At 66.1% G+C, this 17,676-nt stretch carries 12 protein-coding genes; 3 read left to right on the top strand and 9 right to left on the bottom strand.

Features of this window, described 5'->3' with window-relative positions; genetic code table 11:
• Positions 1 to 9: 9 nt before the first annotated feature.
• The 7 genes from CK627_RS03450 to CK627_RS03420 form a co-directional block, all read right to left on the bottom strand.
• Positions 10 to 966 (bottom strand): siderophore ABC transporter substrate-binding protein, encoded by a 957-nt coding sequence (locus CK627_RS03450; protein WP_095591692.1) that lies wholly within the window; start codon positions 964 to 966, stop codon positions 10 to 12.
• Positions 963 to 1,745 (bottom strand): iron ABC transporter ATP-binding protein, encoded by a 783-nt coding sequence (locus tag CK627_RS03445; RefSeq protein WP_095591691.1) that lies wholly within the window; start codon positions 1,743 to 1,745, stop codon positions 963 to 965. The genes CK627_RS03450 and CK627_RS03445 overlap by 4 nt, the downstream gene beginning before the upstream one ends.
• On the bottom strand, positions 1,742 to 2,677 hold the full coding sequence (locus tag CK627_RS03440; protein ID WP_095591690.1) for an iron chelate uptake ABC transporter family permease subunit: 936 nt from the start codon (positions 2,675 to 2,677) through the stop codon (positions 1,742 to 1,744). The genes CK627_RS03445 and CK627_RS03440 overlap by 4 nt, the downstream gene beginning before the upstream one ends.
• A gap of 11 nt (positions 2,678 to 2,688) precedes the next feature.
• Entirely contained in the window at positions 2,689 to 3,627 is a 939-nt protein-coding gene (locus CK627_RS03435) for an ABC transporter permease (protein WP_095591689.1), read from the bottom strand.
• A complete protein-coding gene (locus tag CK627_RS03430; RefSeq protein WP_095591688.1) occupies positions 3,624 to 5,363 on the bottom strand; it encodes an ABC transporter ATP-binding protein in 1,740 nt (579 codons plus the stop codon). The genes CK627_RS03435 and CK627_RS03430 overlap by 4 nt, the downstream gene beginning before the upstream one ends.
• The gene (locus CK627_RS03425; RefSeq protein WP_095591687.1) at positions 5,357 to 7,162 is read right to left on the bottom strand and encodes an ABC transporter ATP-binding protein; all 1,806 of its coding nucleotides are present in this window, start codon (positions 7,160 to 7,162) and stop codon (positions 5,357 to 5,359) included. The genes CK627_RS03430 and CK627_RS03425 overlap by 7 nt, the downstream gene beginning before the upstream one ends.
• A gap of 114 nt (positions 7,163 to 7,276) precedes the next feature.
• Positions 7,277 to 7,789 (bottom strand): sigma-70 family RNA polymerase sigma factor, encoded by a 513-nt coding sequence (locus CK627_RS03420; RefSeq protein ID WP_019840901.1) that lies wholly within the window; start codon positions 7,787 to 7,789, stop codon positions 7,277 to 7,279.
• A gap of 204 nt (positions 7,790 to 7,993) precedes the next feature.
• Between CK627_RS03420 and CK627_RS03415 the strand changes: the two genes are divergently transcribed.
• The gene (locus CK627_RS03415) at positions 7,994 to 10,144 is read left to right on the top strand and encodes a condensation domain-containing protein (protein ID WP_095591686.1); all 2,151 of its coding nucleotides are present in this window, start codon (positions 7,994 to 7,996) and stop codon (positions 10,142 to 10,144) included.
• A 36-nt stretch (positions 10,145 to 10,180) separates the two neighbouring features.
• Here CK627_RS03415 and basC read toward each other — a convergent pair whose 3' ends face one another.
• The gene (basC, locus tag CK627_RS03410; RefSeq protein ID WP_095591685.1) at positions 10,181 to 11,485 is read right to left on the bottom strand and encodes a putative histamine N-monooxygenase; all 1,305 of its coding nucleotides are present in this window, start codon (positions 11,483 to 11,485) and stop codon (positions 10,181 to 10,183) included.
• A 66-nt stretch (positions 11,486 to 11,551) separates the two neighbouring features.
• On the bottom strand, positions 11,552 to 15,841 hold the full coding sequence (locus tag CK627_RS03405; RefSeq protein WP_095591684.1) for a non-ribosomal peptide synthetase: 4,290 nt from the start codon (positions 15,839 to 15,841) through the stop codon (positions 11,552 to 11,554).
• 290 nt (positions 15,842 to 16,131) lie between these two features.
• Here CK627_RS03405 and CK627_RS03400 point away from each other — a divergent pair, with 290 nt between their 5' ends.
• Both CK627_RS03400 and CK627_RS03395 read left to right on the top strand, forming a co-directional pair.
• On the top strand, positions 16,132 to 16,371 hold the full coding sequence (locus CK627_RS03400) for a phosphopantetheine-binding protein (protein ID WP_226014205.1): 240 nt from the start codon (positions 16,132 to 16,134) through the stop codon (positions 16,369 to 16,371).
• A 66-nt stretch (positions 16,372 to 16,437) separates the two neighbouring features.
• Entirely contained in the window at positions 16,438 to 17,637 is a 1,200-nt protein-coding gene (locus tag CK627_RS03395; protein ID WP_095591683.1) for a histidine decarboxylase, read from the top strand.
• The last annotated feature ends 39 nt before the right edge of the window (positions 17,638 to 17,676 follow it).

Below are 17,676 nucleotides of genomic sequence, written 5' to 3'. Positions count from 1 at the left end.
CACGGGGGATCAGCTGCGATAGGCGGCCATCACCTCGTCGGCGATGCGGTTCAGGCAGGTGAAGCTGGCGGTGCAGAGGTACCAGGTTTCGGGGTCGACGAAGCGCACCTTGCCGTTGCGCCACGCCTTGGTCTGGCGCAGTAGCGGGTTGTCCAGGGTGCCGGCGTCGATGGCCGTGCGTCGCTCCATCACGGCGGTGCGGTCGATGACGAACAGGATGTCCGGGTCGGCCTGCTGGATGAACTCGTTGGAGATGGGTTGGCCGTGCATGCCGGTGTCCCGCTCCAATCCGGCCGGCTTGACCCCCAGGGTGTCGAACAGGAAGCCGTAGCGGGATTGGGTGCCAAAGGCGGTGAAGGCGCCGTTGTTGTGCAGCACGATCAGCGCTCTTTCCGGGCGATCCCGCGTCAGCGCCTGCACCTCGGCGATCTTGGCGTCCATCTGCTGCACCTTCTCTTTGGCCAGCGCCTCCTGGCCGAGCAGGGTGCCGAGGGTGAGCAGGTGGGCCTTGGCGGCCTCCAGGATGTGGCCGTCGCGGTTGGTCATGTCGATGTCGTAGTGCAGGGTCGGGGCTATCTGGCTCAGCGCCTCGTAGCTTTGGGCCTGCAGGGGGGAGATGAGGATGAGATCCGGCTTGAGCTTGTGCAGCCGCTCCAGGTTGGGCTGGATGGTGGTGCCCACGTCCATCACGGCCGGGTCGTCCCGATAACGCTGCAGGAAGTGCGCCACGTAATCCTTGGCGATGCCGGCCACCGGGGCCTGCAGCTGATCCAGGGTATCGAGTTCGCTCATGTCGAAGGCCACCACCCGCTTGGGCGGGGTGACGACCCGGGTGGTGCCGAGCTGGTGGGTCACGGTGACCACGGTGCCGTCGGCCCCGGTGGCGGCCTGCTCCCTGGGGGCGTCGCAGCCGGTGAGCCCTGCGATGGCGGCCAGCAGCACTGCGGTGATCGTATTGATCCTCATAACAATTCTCCAGACGGGGTTGGGTTGAAGTAGTTGCACAGCAGGCCGCGCTGGCTCGGCAGTATGTCGAAGCGCAGGTCGTAGAGCGTCTCCAGGTTGGCCGGGGTGACCATCTCGGCGACCGGGCCGCTGCCCGCAAGCGCGCCCCCCTTCATGGCGACGATGTGATCGGAATAGTTGGCGGCGAAGTTGATGTCGTGCACCACCAGGATCAGGGTACGCCCCTGCTCGTCGCTGAGGCGGCGGATCGCCTGCATCAGCTGCACCGCGTGCTTCATGTCGAGGTTGTTGAGGGGCTCGTCGAGCAGCAGGCAGTCGGTCTGCTGGGCGACGGTCATGGCGAGGTAGGCCAGCTGCCGCTGCCCGCCGCTCAGCTCGTCGAGGTAGGCCCGGCGCAAGGGGGCGAGGGAGAGAAAGTCGATGGCCTCGTCGACCGCGATGCGGTCTTCCCGGGTCAGGTTGCCCTGGCTGTAGGGGAAGCGGCCGAAGGCGACCAGCTCGTCGACCGTCAGCCGCAGCCCCACGTCCGGCGACTGGCGCAGGGTGGCGACCCGCTTGGCGTAGTCACGGGCGGTGAAGCGGTGCAGGTCGGTGTCCCCCAGGCGTATCCGTCCCTGGCTGATGGGCAGCAGACGGGCCATGGCCATCAGCAGGGTGCTCTTGCCGGCGCCGTTGGGGCCGATCAGCGAGGTGACCCGGCCGGCCGGGAAGTCGACTGTGATGTCGCGCAGGACGGCGCGATCGCCGTAGCGCTGGTGAACCTGTTCGAGGGAGATCATGGCGATCCTCTGGTTTTGACCATCAGGGCGAGGAAGTAGGTGCCGCACACCAGGTTGATGAGGATGCTGACCGTGGTGCGGTAGTTGAAGATCTGCTCCACCAGGAACTGGGCCAGGATGAAAAGCGCGATGGCGATGGCGCAGCCGAGCGGCAGGGTGACCCGGTGTCGGAAGGTGCGCGCCAGGGCATAGCTGATGTTGGCCACGAACACCCCCATGAAGGCGGTGGGGCCGACCAGGCTGGTGGAGATGGCCACCAGCACGGCGATGAGCGCCAGGTGCAGGCGTACCGCCCGCCGGTAATCCACCCCGAGCGAGCTGGCCTGCTCGCGCCCGAGCGCCAGCACGTCGAGCTCGGCCTGGCGGCGGGCGATGACGAGACAGACCAGGGCGACCAGACCGCCCCCCATCAGCAGCTCCAGCGGCTGGGCCCGGTTGAACGAGGCATAGCCGAACCCCTGCAGGATGGCGAACTCCCCCGGGCTGGTCTTGAGCTGGACAAACTGGGTCAGGGTGCCAAACACCATGGTCAACACCAGCCCCGTCAGCAGCAGCTGGAACAGATCGGTCTGCCCGGGCCGGAACAGCCAGCGGTGGATGATGGCCGAGTACCCCAGCATCAGCAGCAGCGACAACATGCCGTTCTCCTCGCGCCCGAGCAGCAGCAGGCTCTGGCTGCCGAGCAGCAGCACCAGCAGGGCTTGCAGCAGTAGATAGACCGCCTCGTACCCCATGATGGCGGGGGTCAGGATGCGGTTGTCCGCCAGGGTCTGGAAGCTGATGGCCGAGACCGCGATGCAGACGCCGGCGACTGTGATGGCGGCCAGGCGCAGCAGCCGCTGGGGGATGATGTAGCCGGTGTCGAGCTCCGACCCGAACAGCACAAAGGTCGCGGCGAGCAGGGCCAGCAGCCCCCAGATCCCGTAACGCATAAGAGTCTCTCTCATCGGCGCTGCCAGAGGATCAGCAGCAGGAACAACACGCCGCCGAGGCTGCCGGCGGTGAGCCCGATGGGCACCTCGAAGGGGTGGATCAGCAGCCGGCTCAGCAGGTCGCACGCCAGCAGCAGCAGGGCACCGTAGAGGGCCACCAGCGGCAGGGTCTTTCTCAGGTGCTGGCCGTGGCGCAGCACCACCAGATTGGGGATCACCAGCCCGACGAAGGGGATGGCGCCGACCGTGATGACGGTGGCGGCCACGGTGACCGCCACCAGCAGCAGGCCGAGGGTGGCGGTGGCCGAGTACCCGAGCCCCAGGCTGGCGGCGGCCTCCTCCCCCATGCCGAGCACGGTGAGGCGGTGGGCGTAGAGATAGGTCAGCAGGGTGATGGGCAGGATGAGGTAGATGATCTCGTAGTTGCCCTCGACCACCTTGGAAAAATCCCCCAGCATCCAGCCCTGGATGCTCTGCAGGATGTTGTGCTGGTAGGCGTAGAACTCGGCGAGGGCGCTCAGCACGCTGCCATACATGAGGCCGATCACCGGGATCAGCACGGTATTCTTGAAGCGGATACGGCGCACGATGACGATGAACAGCAGGCTGGCGGCAAAGCAGAAGGCGAGCGCCACCAGCATGCGGCCGGTGGTGCCGGCGGCGGGCAGCTGGGTCAGGGCGATCAGGATGCCGAGCTTGGCGGCGTCGAGCCCGCCGGAGGTGGCGGGCTCGACAAAGCGGTTCTGCACTATCTGCTGCAGGATGACGCCGGCCACCGCCAGCCCGGCGCCGGTCAACAGCACCGCCGCCAGCCGCGGCAGGCGACTGGCGGTGAGGGTGAGCAGGCCATCCCCGGCGAAGAGCTCCGCCAGCGGGAGGGGGCGCGCCCCGATCAGCAGGGAGCACGCGGCCAGCACCAGCAGGGTCGCCGGCAGCAGGAGCGCCCTCACGCGTCCTCTCCGGTCAGGCGCCACCCCTTGGCGCTGGCGCGCTGCGCCAGGAAGTGGGCATAGCGCCCCGGCTGGCGGCTGAGGACGGCGTGGGGGCCCTGCTCGCACACCATGCCATCGTCGAGCACCACTATCTGATCGGCCATGGCCACGGTCGAGAGCTGGTGGGCGATGACGATCAGGGTGCGTTTGCCCCGCAGCCGGGCCAGCGTCTCTGTGATGGCGGCCTGGTTCTCCGCATCCAGCGCAGCGGTGGCCTCGTCCACCAGCAGGATGGGGGCGTCCTTGAGCAGGGCGCGGGCGATGGCGATCCGCTGGCGCTCGCCCCCCGAGAGGCGGGCACCACCCTCGCCAACCTGGGTGTCGAGCCCGAGCGGCAGGCGCTCGACTATCTCGCTCACCCCGGCCTGATGGGCGGCGTGCAACAGCTCGGCGTCGCTGGCCTCGGGCTTGCCGATGCGGATGTTGTCGGCAATGGTGCCCTGGAACAGGTAGGCATCCTGGAAGATCTGGCTGATGTGGCGGGCCAGGGTCTCACCGCTCATGGCGCGCACGTCCACCCCTCCCACCAGCACGGCCCCCTCGTCGACGTCGAAGAAGCGGGCGATGAGCCGCAACACAGTGCTCTTGCCCGAGCCCGAGGCGCCGACCAGCGCCGTCATGCTGCCGGGCGCCACCGCCAGATCCACCCCCTTGAGCACCCGCGGGTGGGCCGGGTCATAGCCAAAGTGCACCCCGCGCAGTTCCACTGAGCCATCCAGCGGGGTAGCAGGAGTGGCCGGCTGCGGCTGGGCCGGGTAGTCGAACATGGTCTGCAGGGCCGCCAGCTGGGCACGGGCGCCGCGCAGCACGTCGCTGTAGCCGGCCACGTCGAGCAGGGGATCGATGAAGCGGTTGATGAGCACCAGGGTCACCAGGGCGGCGATCAGGCTCTCCCTGTCGGCACCGCCCAGGTGCTGGGCGGCCACCAGCAACAGGGTGGCAAAGCAGGCCTGCACTGCCCAGACGTTGAGCCCGGAGGCCAGGGCGGTGAGCCGGATCAGCTGCCTGCCGGAGGCTTGCTGCTGGGCAATGGCCTGCTCGAGGAAGCGGGTGCCCCCCTGCTCGCCGTTGAAGGCGCGCAGCACCGACTGAGCCTGGGCAAACTCCACCATGCGCTGGCTGGTATCGGCGGCATGCTGGTGGAAGGTCTGGTCGGCGTGCTGGTTGAGGCGGGTGGTGAGCAGGAAGACCGCCACCAGCAGCGGCAGGGCGATCAGGGCGATGAGGCCGAGCTGCACATCGAGGGCAAACAGGGCTACCAGCACCACCAGCGGGGTGATCACCCCGCCGAGCAGGGGGGTGAAGACGTGGGCCGGCAGCTGGGCCAGTTCCATCATGCCTTGCGAGGCCAGGTGGTTGAGGCGGGCTGTGTTGGCCGGGGTGAACCAGCCGATGGGCAGGCTGCCCACGTGCTCGCCCAGGGCGTGGCGGCCGGTGCGCAGCACCGCGATCCCCACGGCGATGCCAGCCTTTTCCACCCGGCGGCGCAGGTTCCAGCAGAGCAGCACGCCGATCAGCTGCACCAGCAGCCAGCCGGTGGCGCCGTCGGTCTCGGCGCGCAGCAGATGCGTGAGCACCGGGATGAGGCAGACCAGGGTCAGGCCGCAGAGCAGGCCGTAGAGCAGGGCCAGCAGGCCGTAGCGGCGCAGCAGGACGGCATCGTCGCCGAGCAGGCGCAGGAAGGTGTTCAGCATGTGGGGACGGCCTCCTGATGAGGGATGTGGGTCTGGGTGGGAGTGTCGTATCCCCCCTGTTCCCACAGGCGGGCATAGCGGCCGCGGCGGGCCAGCAGTTCGTGGTGGCGCCCCTGTTCGCACAGGACGCCGTTGTCGAGTACCAGGATCCGGTCGGCGTGCATCACGGTGTCGAGCCGGTGGGCGATGACGACCAGGGTGCGGCCGCGGGCGAAGGTGGAGAGCGCCTGTTGCAGTTTCACCTCGTTGTCGGCGTCGGCGGCGGCGGTAGCCTCGTCGAGCACCAGCACCGGCGGGTCGAGCAGCAGGGCGCGGGCGATGCTGACCCGTTGCAGCTCGCCGCCGGAGAGATTGGCGTCCTCACCGACCACGGCGTCGTAGCCCCTAGGCAAGGCCTGAATGCGGTCGTGGATGTTGGCGCGGCGCGCGGCGGCCTCGACCTCCTGGCGGCTGGCGCCGGGGCGGCCGAGGGCGATGTTGTCGTGCAGGCTGGCGTGTACCAGGCGCACCTCTTGCAGCACGAAGCCGATGTGGCGATAGAGCTCGCGGCTCTCGAGATCGCGCAGGTCCACCCCGCCCAGGGTGATGCGCCCCTCGCTCGGGTCGAAGAAGCGCAGCAGCAGCCTGGCCAGAGTCGATTTGCCGGCCCCGGAGGCGCCGACGATGGCGGTGACCGTGCCCGGGGTCAGGGTGACGGTCAACTCGCTGAGCACCGGGGTCTGGTCGTCGTAGCGGTAGCTCACCCGCTCGAGGTGCAGGGTGTTGTCGGCCGGCTGCAAACCGGTGCCGGCGGCGGGCTCCGTCAATACCGGGGTGGCGAGCAGGGCGTGGAGCCGTTCGGCAGCCGCGGTGGCGCTGCCGAGATCGTGCTTGAGGTAGCTCAGCAGCATCAGGGGGGCGCACAGCCCCGGTGCGACCAGCACAAAGGGCAGCACCTCGGCCGGCGCCATGGCGCCCGTTCGCACCATCACCACGGCGCCGGCCAGCACCACCCCGAGGACCGAGGCGGGGGCCATGATGGCGTTGGCGTTGGCCATGGCCGCGACCAGCGGACGGGTGAAGTCGGTGAAGGCGCGGGCAAAGTCATCGATGGCGTTGCGGTAGCTGGTGTGCAGCCGGCCCTGCACGCCGAAGGCCTTGACCACGGGGATGCCGCTCACGAACTCCACCACGGCGTTGTTGATGCGGGCCATGCCGGCGCCGAACTGCTGCATGTTGGCGGCGCTGGCGCGGTGGGCGCGGGCGGAGAACAGGAAGAAGAGCGGGAAGGGGGAGAGGGCGATGAGGGCCATCCGCCAGTCCATGGCGAAGAGGTAGAGCAGGGAGATGAGCACAGCGCCGCTACAGCGGCCCAGGGTGGTGTAGAAGTGGGCCGTCAGGCTGTGCAGGGTGCCGATGTCGTCCTGCATCGCCTGTTTGACCTCCCCCGAGGCGCGGGCGGTGAACCAGCCGAGGGGCACCCGGGCCAGGCGCCGGGTCAGGGCCAGGCGCAACTGTCCGGTGATGCGGTTGTCGGCCAGGTGGGCCACCAGATCGCCGGCGCTGAGCAGGATCATGCCGCCAAACAGGCAGGCCAGGCTGATCCCGAGCACTGCGGTGATCGCGTCGCCTGGCACGGCGGCCTCGGCCAGCATCAGGCCCGCCAGGTGGGCGATCCCGGCCAGCGGGACCAGGGTCAGCATGGCGCCGATGGCCGCCAGCAGGGCGGCGGCGATCAGGTGGCCGCGAATGGGGGCCAGCACGCGGCTGATGGGCCCGCCAGCATTGGCCTCGGGGCACTGCACATCGTCTGCCTTCATGGCTATTTCTCCACGGTGAAGTGATGGTGGCCGCAACGAGCGACCGGATCTCTGTGGTTTTCCGTACGGGGGACAAAAAACCTCAAATGAATCTTTTTATTTCCCCCATCCGGGTCAGATGCCGCCGCCGGGCCGGCTGCGATGGCAGCTTTGCACGCCCTGGGCGATATACTTCTCGACCGATGAAACGGACACCTGCAGCTGGCTGGCGATGTCCTGATAACCGAGGCCGCCGAGGCGGGAGAGCAGCAGGGCCTGGCGGATCTTGGGGGACTGGCGTTGCAGGGCCGATGCGACGGCTCCCAGCGCCTCACGCTGCATGGCGCGCAGCTCTTCCGAGGGGGCCTGAGCGTCGGGCTGGTAGCTCTGCTGTTCGAGGTAGCGTGCCTCCAGCGCACGCCGGCGGTAGAGATCGATCACCTTGCCCTTGGCGATCTGCATCAGATGGCGACGACACTCGGCCGCCGTAGGGATGTGTCCCTTGCGTAGCAGCTGAAGGTAGATGTCGTGCGCCAGATCCGCGGCGTCGCAGCTGTTGCCCAACCTGCGTCTTAGCAGCGAGCAGAGCCATCCGTGATGTTCCTGATACAGACGATGCAACTGCGCCTGGAAGGAGCCTGTGCCCATTTCCACGATTTCTCTCCTGAACCTCGTGTTATTTTTATTTGAGAATGAAAATCATTATGGTAATCATTTGCACGGTATCGTGTTCATCGATATATCGCAATGCCTTTCCCGCCAATTAGGGGGGAGGGGCATGCGTCCGTGGTTATTTCAAATAAAACAGACGTAATTCACAGGGTTATATTTCCACAGAGAAGGAGATGGCTTTTGCTGCAATTCCATAATGAGGGGCTGCTTGAGCTGCCTGTCAGTGCCCATGAAGAGAGCTGCTGGTTGTTACAACAACAGCAGCCCGAGCAGATAATTAAACAGGCGATGTGTTGGCCGCTCCCTGACGATATTGATATTTCGCTATTGATATTGAGTGTTGAGTTATTAATAAAGGAGCAGCCGGAACTCAATGCCCGTTATTTTTTCAGTGCCGATGGCGATCTATTTAAATATCAGATAAATGGCTGGTATCCCTGTCTGGAGTTTCATCGTCTGGCGGCTGACGAGGTAGATGAGCTGGTACGGCGAGTGCAGCAGGCCCCCTGGGACAGTGCCCGCCAACCGCCTTTCAAGGCATTGATTATCAACGCAGAACGCAGTGTGATACTGGCGCTGGTGCTGCATCCTGTGCTTGCGGAACAGGGCTCGCCACAGACCCTGATGGCGGCGCTGAAGCAGCACTACGATCGGTTGGCTACCGGCCAGGCCGGGCAAACGCCGCTGCTGCTATCATCCCCGGCACACCTTGCCGCACCAGCCTCTTGTGCCCCTGCTCATGATGTCGGAAAGAATATTTCACGGATTATTCTTGAGGAATTTCGTCGTGCCTTGTCATCGCCCGATATGGGGCCGGATGATGACTTTTTTGATAATGGTGGTCACTCCCTGCTGGCGACCAGAATTATTGGGAAATTACTGAGCGAGCACGGTATCGAGTGCCGCTTCAACGACTTTTTCGAATCGCCGACGGCGGCTGCCCTGGCACGCAAGGCCGTGATATCAGAGCAGGCTTCATTGCAGGAAGCCGTCCCGGCAAATAACAGGGAACCGGCTCCGCTCGCCCTGGCGCAGGCCTCTCTGTGGCGGGCTTATGAAGCCCACGACTTTGGCACCATTTTTAATCTTCCGTTTGCCCTCGACTTTATTGACGAGGTGGACGAGTCCCTGTTTGCTCGCGCCTTTACCGATATTATCGAGCGCCACGCCAGTTTGCGGACCCTGTTCATGACGCAGGATGGCGAGGTGCGGCAACGCATTCTCCCGGCCGATCAGCTGGCCGGCTATCGCTGGTTCTGGGGCAGTGCCGAGTCGCAGGGGATGACCCTGGCCGACGCAGCGGCCCATCGCTTCGACCTGACCCGGGAACTGCCGCTGCGGATCCGTTTCCTGCGCGATCCGGCCACGGGGCGCCAGCAGCTCTCCTTGCTGGTGCACCACATGGTGGTGGACGAATGGTCCATCAACCTGATGATGGGGGAGCTGGCCCAGGCTTACCTGGCTCGCGCCGCCGGGATTGCCCCCCGCTGGGATGCACCGGCGCCGGCGTTTCACGATTTTGCTCGCCGGCAGGCGGCGGATGGGATCAACGAGACGCACCTGGCCTACTGGACCCGTCTGCTGCACGGCGCCGTGCCGGCTTCCCGCCGTCCTCCCTTGCCGGTGATGCCCCTGCCGGGGGAAACCTGGGCCGCCCGCTGGCACGAGTGGCAGCCGGCCGGGGGCACGCTGGCCCGGCTCTATGAGCTGGCCCGTGGCCACGATGCCTCCCTCTTTACCCTGATGTACACGGCCATCGCCCTCTCCTTGCACCAGCTGGGTCAGGCCGAGGAGATCCTGATCGGCACCTCGACCTCGGGGCGCACCGATCCGGCCTTCTTCGACTCGGTGGGCTATTTCACTACCATGGTGGCGCATCGGGTGTCGTTTGCCGCGACCACCCGGTTTGGCGATCTGCTGCGCCAGGTGACCCGCACCATCAACGACTCACTCTGCTACGCGGATGTGCCGCTCGAACAGATCCAGCAGGGATTGGGCATGACGCCGGCCGACGGCTTGCTGTTCGACGTCTACATCCAGATCCACGCCAGCAACGCCCTCAACGGCCGTCTGCCGACCCCGGCGGGCGAGGGGCTGCGCTACCGCCAGATCGATGCGGACAAGACCGAAACCATGTTCGGTCTGCAGTTCGAGATCATGGAGGATGTGCTGGACGATGAGCGGCGGCTGCGGCTGGTCATCACCTACCGGGACGGTCGCTACAGCCCGGCCCAGATACAGACTCTCTGTGCCCTGCTTGACCGGTTGCTCGAACAGCTGGTGCGGGAGGGTACTGCCAGCCCGCTCGCGGCCCTGGCCCCACAGGTGTGATGGCGTGAGCCCCCGCAAGGGGGCTCACTGTTTGGCTCAGTCGGTCGGCAGACCGTAGTGCTGGAAGGTGGTGCGGGCGGGCAGGTGGTAGTGGGCGCGCCCCAGCAGCTGATTGAGGATGCGGGCATTGCGGTTGGGCCCGAGCCCCAGATCCGGCGAGCCTACCCCCTGCTGGAAGATGTCGGCATTGTGGATGAAGACCCGGCCAGTGCCCCGATCGGCGCGGCGGGCGGTGAAGTCCTCCTGCACTATGCAGTCCCCCTGTTCGTCCACGGCCAGCACCTCACCCTTTAGTTGTTCGAACCAGGCGGGCCAGGCGTGGGCATAGCCGGTGGCGGCTACCACGGCATCGGCCTCGAGGGTACAACGCTGATCGAGCTGGGTGTGGTGGCAGGTCAGGCGCAGGGCGCCGTCGCTCAGGACTTCGGCCGCCTCCAGATTGCAGCTGGAGAAGAGGGTCAGCCCGGGTGTCTGGCCGCCGATGGATCGCTCGTAGATCAGGTCGAACAGGGCGCCTATGGTCGCGAAGCTGATCCCCTTGTAGAGCATCCCCTGCCCGGCCACGATGGCGCGCCGTTTCTCCCGCGGGATGCGCTGGAAATAGTCCATGTAGCCGGGGGTGAAGCACTCCTGCCCCAGCTTGGAGTACTCCATGGGGTGGAAGCCGGGGGCCCGGGTGATCCACTGGATGGCCGCCCCGGCGGCCACCCGTTCCGGCGTGAGCGCCTGGAACAGGGCCAGCACGCACTCGGCCGCACTCTGCCCCGAGCCGACCACGGTCACCCGGCGGCAGGCGGCCAGGCGCTCCCTGGCGTGCAGGAAGTCGGCGGAGTGCAGCAGATTGGGATGATCGATCCCCTGCGCCCAGGCTGGCAGGGCCGGGCGGGTGCCGATGCCGATGGCCAGATCACGGCTCTGGTAGTGGTGGGCCCGGCCGTCGGCGTCGCGGCTCTCGAGGCAGAAGCGCTCCTTGCTCGCATCGTAATGCACCGCCACCACCTCTTCGCCAAAGCGGCAGCTGGGGAGCTGCTTGGCGGCCCAGCGGCAGTAGTGGTCATACTCGCGGCGCGGGATCTGGAAGTGGTCGTAATAGTAGAAGGGGTAGAGCCGGTCGTGCCGGTGCAGATAGTTGAGGTAGCTCAGCGGATGGGTCGGATCGGCCAGGGTGACCAGATCGGCCAGGAAGGGCACCTGCAGCGTGGTGCCCGGCAGCAGGAGCCCCTGGTGCCAGCTGAAGGCCGGTTTGCGATCCAGAAACACCCCGATCAGCTCGGGATGCCGGTCCAGCAGGGCCGCCAGCCCCAGGTTGAAGGGGCCGATGCCGACCCCGGCGATATCCACGTGTGTGGTCTCCATAAACACTCCCAAAGGAAAGGTGATGCGCCCCGGCCATGCCGGGGCGCAGGATCAGGCGCGCACGCTGGCCAGCAGCCCCTCGACGTCGGCCGCCGTGCGGCAGGCCAGCAGCTGGCCCGGTGACAGCTCCACGGCGAAGCGTTCGCGCAGCCGGGCCGAAATGGTCTTCAGGTGCTGGGGCCGCAACCCCAGTGCGGTAAAGGGCTGCCGGCTGTCGGCACTGCCCGGTGCCGCGCCCAGCACCTCCAGATAGATGTCGAGTACCCCGTGACGGGGGGCGGGTTGCGCCAGCAGGGTGCGTGCGGCGGGCTTGTCCGGCTTGCCGTTGGCGGTGAGGGGCAACTGCTCGACGGCCAGGGCGCGGGTCGGCACATGGGAGGCCGGCAACTGCGCCCGGGCAAACTCGCGCAGGGCGGCCGGGTCCAGCCGGTGGTCGGTGGCGCAGACGTAGAGCAGCCCGATCCCAAGCTCCCCCTGTCGCTCGTCGCCGTACTCCACCACCAGCACCTGGGCGAGGGCCGGATGGGTGATGAGGGCACTCTCGACGTCGGGCAGCGAGACACGCACCCCGCGCACCTTGATGTAACCGTTGACCCGGCTGTCGAACAGCAGGGTGCCGTCGCGGCGGTAGCGGCCCCGGTCGCCGGTGCGAAACGCATGCACCGGTTGGCCCTTGTCATCGGTGAGGGTGACGAAGTCGGTCTGGACAAGCTGCCCCTGTTCTAGGTAGCCGAGGGCCAGGTTGACGCCGCTGGTATGGATGCGGCCCGCCACCCCGAGCGGGCAGTGTTCACCGCGCTCGTCCAGCAGCCAGTAGGCATTGCCCGGCAGTGGTGTGCCATAGGGAATGCGCTGCCGATCGTCGGCGCTTATCTCGTGCCAGATGCTCCAGATGGTGGTTTCGGTCGGCCCGCCGAGGGAGAAGAGACGGGCGGCAGGCAGGCCGGTGCGCAGGCGCTCTATGATGCCCGGCTTGATGTAATCCCCTCCCTGGGCGACGAGCCGCAGACTCTGCAGCGTGTCGACCGGGTGGCAGGCGAGCAGCATCTCCAGCATGGCCGGCACCGAACACCAGAGGGTGACGCCGTGGCGCGCGATGAGCCGGCCCCAGTGCACCGCATCCTTGTCGGCGCCTGGCTCCGGTAGCACCAGGGTGGCGCCGGCGGTCAGGCAGCCAAACACGTCGAAGACCGACATGTCGTGGTGCAGCGGAGTGACGGAGAGAAACCTGTCCTGCTCTGTGATGCCCCAGCGCTGCAGGGTGCTGCCGATCACGTTGGCGGTGGCCTGGTTGCTCAGCACCACGCACTTGGGGCGCCCCGTGGTGCCTGAGGTATAGAGGTAGTAGGCCGGCGTGGTGTGGGCACTGCGCCCCGCCCAGGGCGTGCCGAGGGGGGCATCGGAGCCGGCCAGCAGGGTGGCCGGGGTCAGCGTGGGGTGGCCCGTCTCTGCGCCTGGCTCTGCCACCACCAGGTCGGGGCAGCAGTTGTCCAGCAGATAGCGGCGTCGTTCGGCTGGCGAGGCGGCATCGACGGGCACCCAGATGATGCCGCTGAGGGCGCAGGCCAGGGTCACCATGGTGTGCTCTGGGCTGCGCGGCAGGCAGATGGCGACGACCTGCCCGGCCTTTATGCCGGCCTCGCTCAGGGCATGCATCACGTGCCCTACGCCGTGGCCGAGCTCCCGGTAGCTGAGTTGTCGCTCCCCCTGGATCAGGGCCACCGCCTCGTGCTGCGGATGGAACAGGCGATCGGCGATGCGCTGCAGGAAGTCGGTGTGGCAGGCGGCGTCCGGCAGGCTGTTGTGACGGGCATGGGTGGGGGTGACCAGATCCGGGAGGTGAAATGCCTTTCCCTCCGCCAGCCGGGCCACGGCACGCGCCATGGCCGCGAGCAGATCGCTCACCAGCGCGGCCTCCAGAGCCTCGCTGGCGTAGTCGATGTCGAGCACCAGAGTGCCGTCGGCCTGCTGGCTGATGCGAATGTCCATGGCGACCTGGGGTGTCTGAGTCAGGCCCCCTTGCCACTGCATGGGGCTCTCTGACGCGGCCACCGGCCAGGCCAGTCCGTTGGTGATGACCACGGGCAGGGCGGGCCCGCCGCCATGGGTCTCCACCAGCTGGCGGGCGATATCGACCCCGGAGAACGCGAGCCGATCCAGCCCCTCCATGACGTCCTGCTGCAGGATGTGGGCCCGCTCCAGCAGGGTGCCCTCCGCGGGTTGCCAGGTGAGGGCGATAAAGCTGGAACGGTTGGTCAGCGGCCCGCCGGGTGGCGGGGCCACCGGCACGGCCACGCAGAGATCCCCCTCGTCGCGCCAGCGGGAGAGCACCTCCAGGATGACGGCCATCAGGGTGGTGTTCTTGAACAGGTGCTGGCGGGCACCCAGCTTGTAGAGCGCGGCCGCCTGCCCGGCAGGTATGCGTTGCCGCTGGCGTGCGTAGCGGGCACGGCGCAGACCTTCGAGCGGCTGGGTCCAGGGCAGGCGCGGTGGCCCCTCCAGCCTGGCCAGCTTGCGTCGCCAGTAGTCCCCTGCCTGCTCCCGCTGCGCCGCCGTGGGCTCGTGAGCGGGTGGAGAGGGCAGCGCGGGGGCCACTATTCCTTCGAACAGTTCGCGCATCAGGGTGGCGATGGCGTGTCCATCCAGGATCAGGGCATCGATGCGCACGAAGGCGACCAGCTCGTCTCCCGGCAGGTGCAGCAGGGTCAGATCCCAGGGGGACTGCGTCAGGTCGAACAGGGCATGGCTGTATGCCTCCCGGTGGCGAGCGAGCCTGGGAGCCACCTCCTCTTCGGTCAGCTGACGCAGGTCCTGTTCGTGCAGATTGAGGCGCACCTCGTCATCGACGATCTGTACCAGGCGGTCGGCATCGATGCGGGTACGCAGCGCATCGTGGCGCTGCACTATCTCCCGCAGGCGGGCGCGCAGCAGCGCCGGCTCCATCTTGCCGCGGTACTCCCGGTACTCCTGCATGGCCACGCCCCCGAGCGGAAACTGGGTGGTGCGCCCGAGCAGGTAGGCCTGCTGCAGCGGCGTCAGGGGGGCCTCGCGGCGGCGGTGCAGCTGGGCGTCGAGCAGGGCGGGATCCCGCGCCAGCTGGCGCAACTGTGCCACCAGATCGTCGAAGAGGGCGGTGATCCAGGGGCGCGGCAGGGCATCGAGGCGGACGTCCCAGTTGATGAGCAGTTCGCCGCGCAGGCGCACCAGCTGGGCATCCAGCGCCACCTGGGGGCCCTGGGAGATGACCCAGTTCATGGCGCCGAAGACCCTGTGCACCCGTTCGTGAAACAGCGAGCCCCCTTCCAGATCCAGGGCGGCGGTGAAGACGATGGGGGCCAGCTGGGCCGAGCCGTGGTGGCGGGAGAGATCGCGCATCACCGCCACGCCGGAATAGGCGCCGTGACCGAGGCGCTGGTGCCATTGGGCCGCCAGTTGCCGGCACAGCGCATCCAGCGTGCCGGCCTGGTCAAGGTCCACGTCCACCAGGGTGAGGTTGGCGAACTCGCCGACGATCCGCTGCTCGTTGCCGAGCACGGGCTCGCGCCAGAAGAAGGGGACATTGAGGCGAAAACGCCTGTCGCCGGTGGCCTTGCCCAGGGCGTGGGCAAAGAGGCCCAGCATCAGGCTGGAGAGGGTCAGGCGCCGCTGCCGTGCCAGGGTGGTAAGGGCTTGGCAGGTAGCGGCATCCAGGGTGGCGCTGAGGCGCTCGCTGGCGGGGGGCGCCTGCTGCGGAACGGTCGGCAGGGTAGGCGCCGGCGCCAACGTTGGCAGCTGTTGTCGCCACCACTGCCGATCCTGTTCCCGGCGCGCGCGCAGGCGCGTCTGCACAGCCTCGTGCCAGGCAAAAAACGAAGGGGCCGGTGGTGGCGTCCACTCCGGTTCTTCGTACCACCGGGCCAGGTCGGCGAGCAGGATCCGCACGCTGGAGGGATCGACGGCCATCATGTCGGTGTCGATGTGCAGCCGCTGGCGCTGCTCTGCCAGCCGGGTGACGGAGAAGCGGGCCGCCTGACCCCGGCTCAGATCGAGTTGCTGGTGGGTCCACTCCTGCCGCTTGCGGGCCAGGGCATCGGCCAGTGGCTGGCCGCTCAGGGAGCGGAAATCATCTATCTCCAGCACGGCCGGGGCAGGCTCTCCCAACGTTTGGGCGCCGTCCCGGGTGACGGTCAGGCACAGCATGGGGTGCGCCTGATAGAGACGTTCCAGCGCACCGTGCAGGCGCGCCAGATCGAGGGCCGGGCCGTCAAACTCGGCGTAGAGGTGGGCACTGACGCCCCCCAGATGGGCATGTGCGCTGCGTCCCATCCAGCAAGCCGCCTGCATCGCGGTCAGTTCTTTCATCTCATTCATGGCGTTGACAACTTGTCGTGTTTCGTTGTTTATATATTTAAAGGTGAGAATGATTTTCATTTCAAGGTTAATTTAATCCGTCAACCCATATGGTTATATCGATAAGTCGCTTAATTAAATTGGCATCAGTCGTGGCCAGAGATGACTCTTGACGGTATTTAAGAGCGGTATGACGGCACCTCTTTTTTGGCAGTCGTCGATCCAGTTTTCAGCAATTTGGTGGGGGCGTTGATTAAACAATCACGACTAGAAATAACCATGACAGACAGTGAGGAAATAACATGAGCAGACCAACATTCATGACCCGTGAGTGGTTGAATGAACGAGTACAGAGCTTGGTGGAGGAGGGGGAACTGGATCCGGAGGAGAGTCTGGTGCTGTATGGGCTGGACTCCCTCAGCATCATGCGCTTTACCGCAGAGCTGAAGGCACAAGGGGTCGATGTCGGCTTTGACGAGCTGGCGCGCAGGCCCACCCTGTCAGCCTGGTGGGCGCTCCTGAGCGGCTCCCCGGCGGCCTGACTGGCTGTATATATTCAATCAATTTCACGCATTGCTCTTATCATTCAGCAAGGGCGGCGCCAGGTCATGGCGCTCGCCACGGACACCATCATGACGCTGTCAGCAGAAGATCAGCACAGGCTCGAGCAGTTTTGGCAGTTCTGCCTTACCCATCAGTATTTCAATGTCGGTTATCCGGAGGCTGCCGACTTTGATTATTCCACGCTGCACAAGTTTTTACAGTTTTCTATCAATAACTGTGGCGACTGGGGTGCGCCTGGAAATTATTTGCTCAATACCTTCGAATTTGAGCGAGAGGTCATGCACTATTTCTCATCGCTATTTTCAATCCCGCCAGAGCAGAGCTGGGGTTATGTGACCAATGGCGGCACCGAAGGCAATATGTTTGGCTGTTATCTCGCCAGAGAGTTGTTTCCTGAAGGTACCCTCTATTATTCACAAGAGACACACTATTCGGTTGCCAAAATAATCAGGTTGCTGCGGATCAAGGCCAAGGAAATTCCCACACTGCCCAGCGGGGAAATTGACTGCGATAAATTGGCAGAGCAGATAGTGAATGATGGCGAGCGTCATCCCATCATATTTGCCAATATCGGTACCACCATGAAGGGGGCGGTCGACGACATCGGCGCCATTCAACGGCGGCTGTCGGCCATCGGCATCCCCCGTCAGGACTACTACCTGCACGCGGATGCGGCCCTGAGCGGCATGATTCTGCCGTTTGTGGACGATGCGCCGGCCTTTTCATTTGCCGACGGCATCGATTCCATCAGTGTCTCGGGCCACAAGATGATGGGGTCGCCGATCCCGTGCGGCATCGTGCTGGCCAGGCGGCGTTTTGTAGATCGCATCGCCGTGGAGGTGGACTACATCTCGGCCAGCGATCAGACCATCAGCGGATCGCGCAACGGCTTCACGCCCCTGTTGATGTGGGCCGCCATCAAGGGGCGGACGCTGGCCCAGTGGCGTGAGCGGACCGGGCGCTGCCTGGCCATGGCCCAGCAGCTGGTAGAGCGGCTGAATCAGCAGGGGGTGCCGGCCTGGCGGCATCCGCACTCCATTACCGTGGTCTTCCCGCGCCCCTCGGAGCGCACCTGGAAACGCCATTGTCTGGCGACCTCGGGTGAGCACTCCCACCTCATCACCCTGCCTCATCATCACAGCCTTCATCAGCTGGATGCGGTGATCCGCGACATAGTGCGGGATCTCGGCCCGGCGGCCGAGCCCACCGCCTGTACGCTCCCTGTGCTCGCCTGCTCCGCATAAAAAGAAAAAGCCATTGTCTCCAATGGCTTTTTCACGCAA

It is taken from the genome of Aeromonas dhakensis, assembly GCF_002285935.1.
Classification (GTDB): Bacteria; Pseudomonadota; Gammaproteobacteria; order Enterobacterales; family Aeromonadaceae; genus Aeromonas; species Aeromonas dhakensis.
Note: the sequence above shows the minus strand (reverse complement) of the source record. Positions and strands in the feature narration are given on the sequence as shown.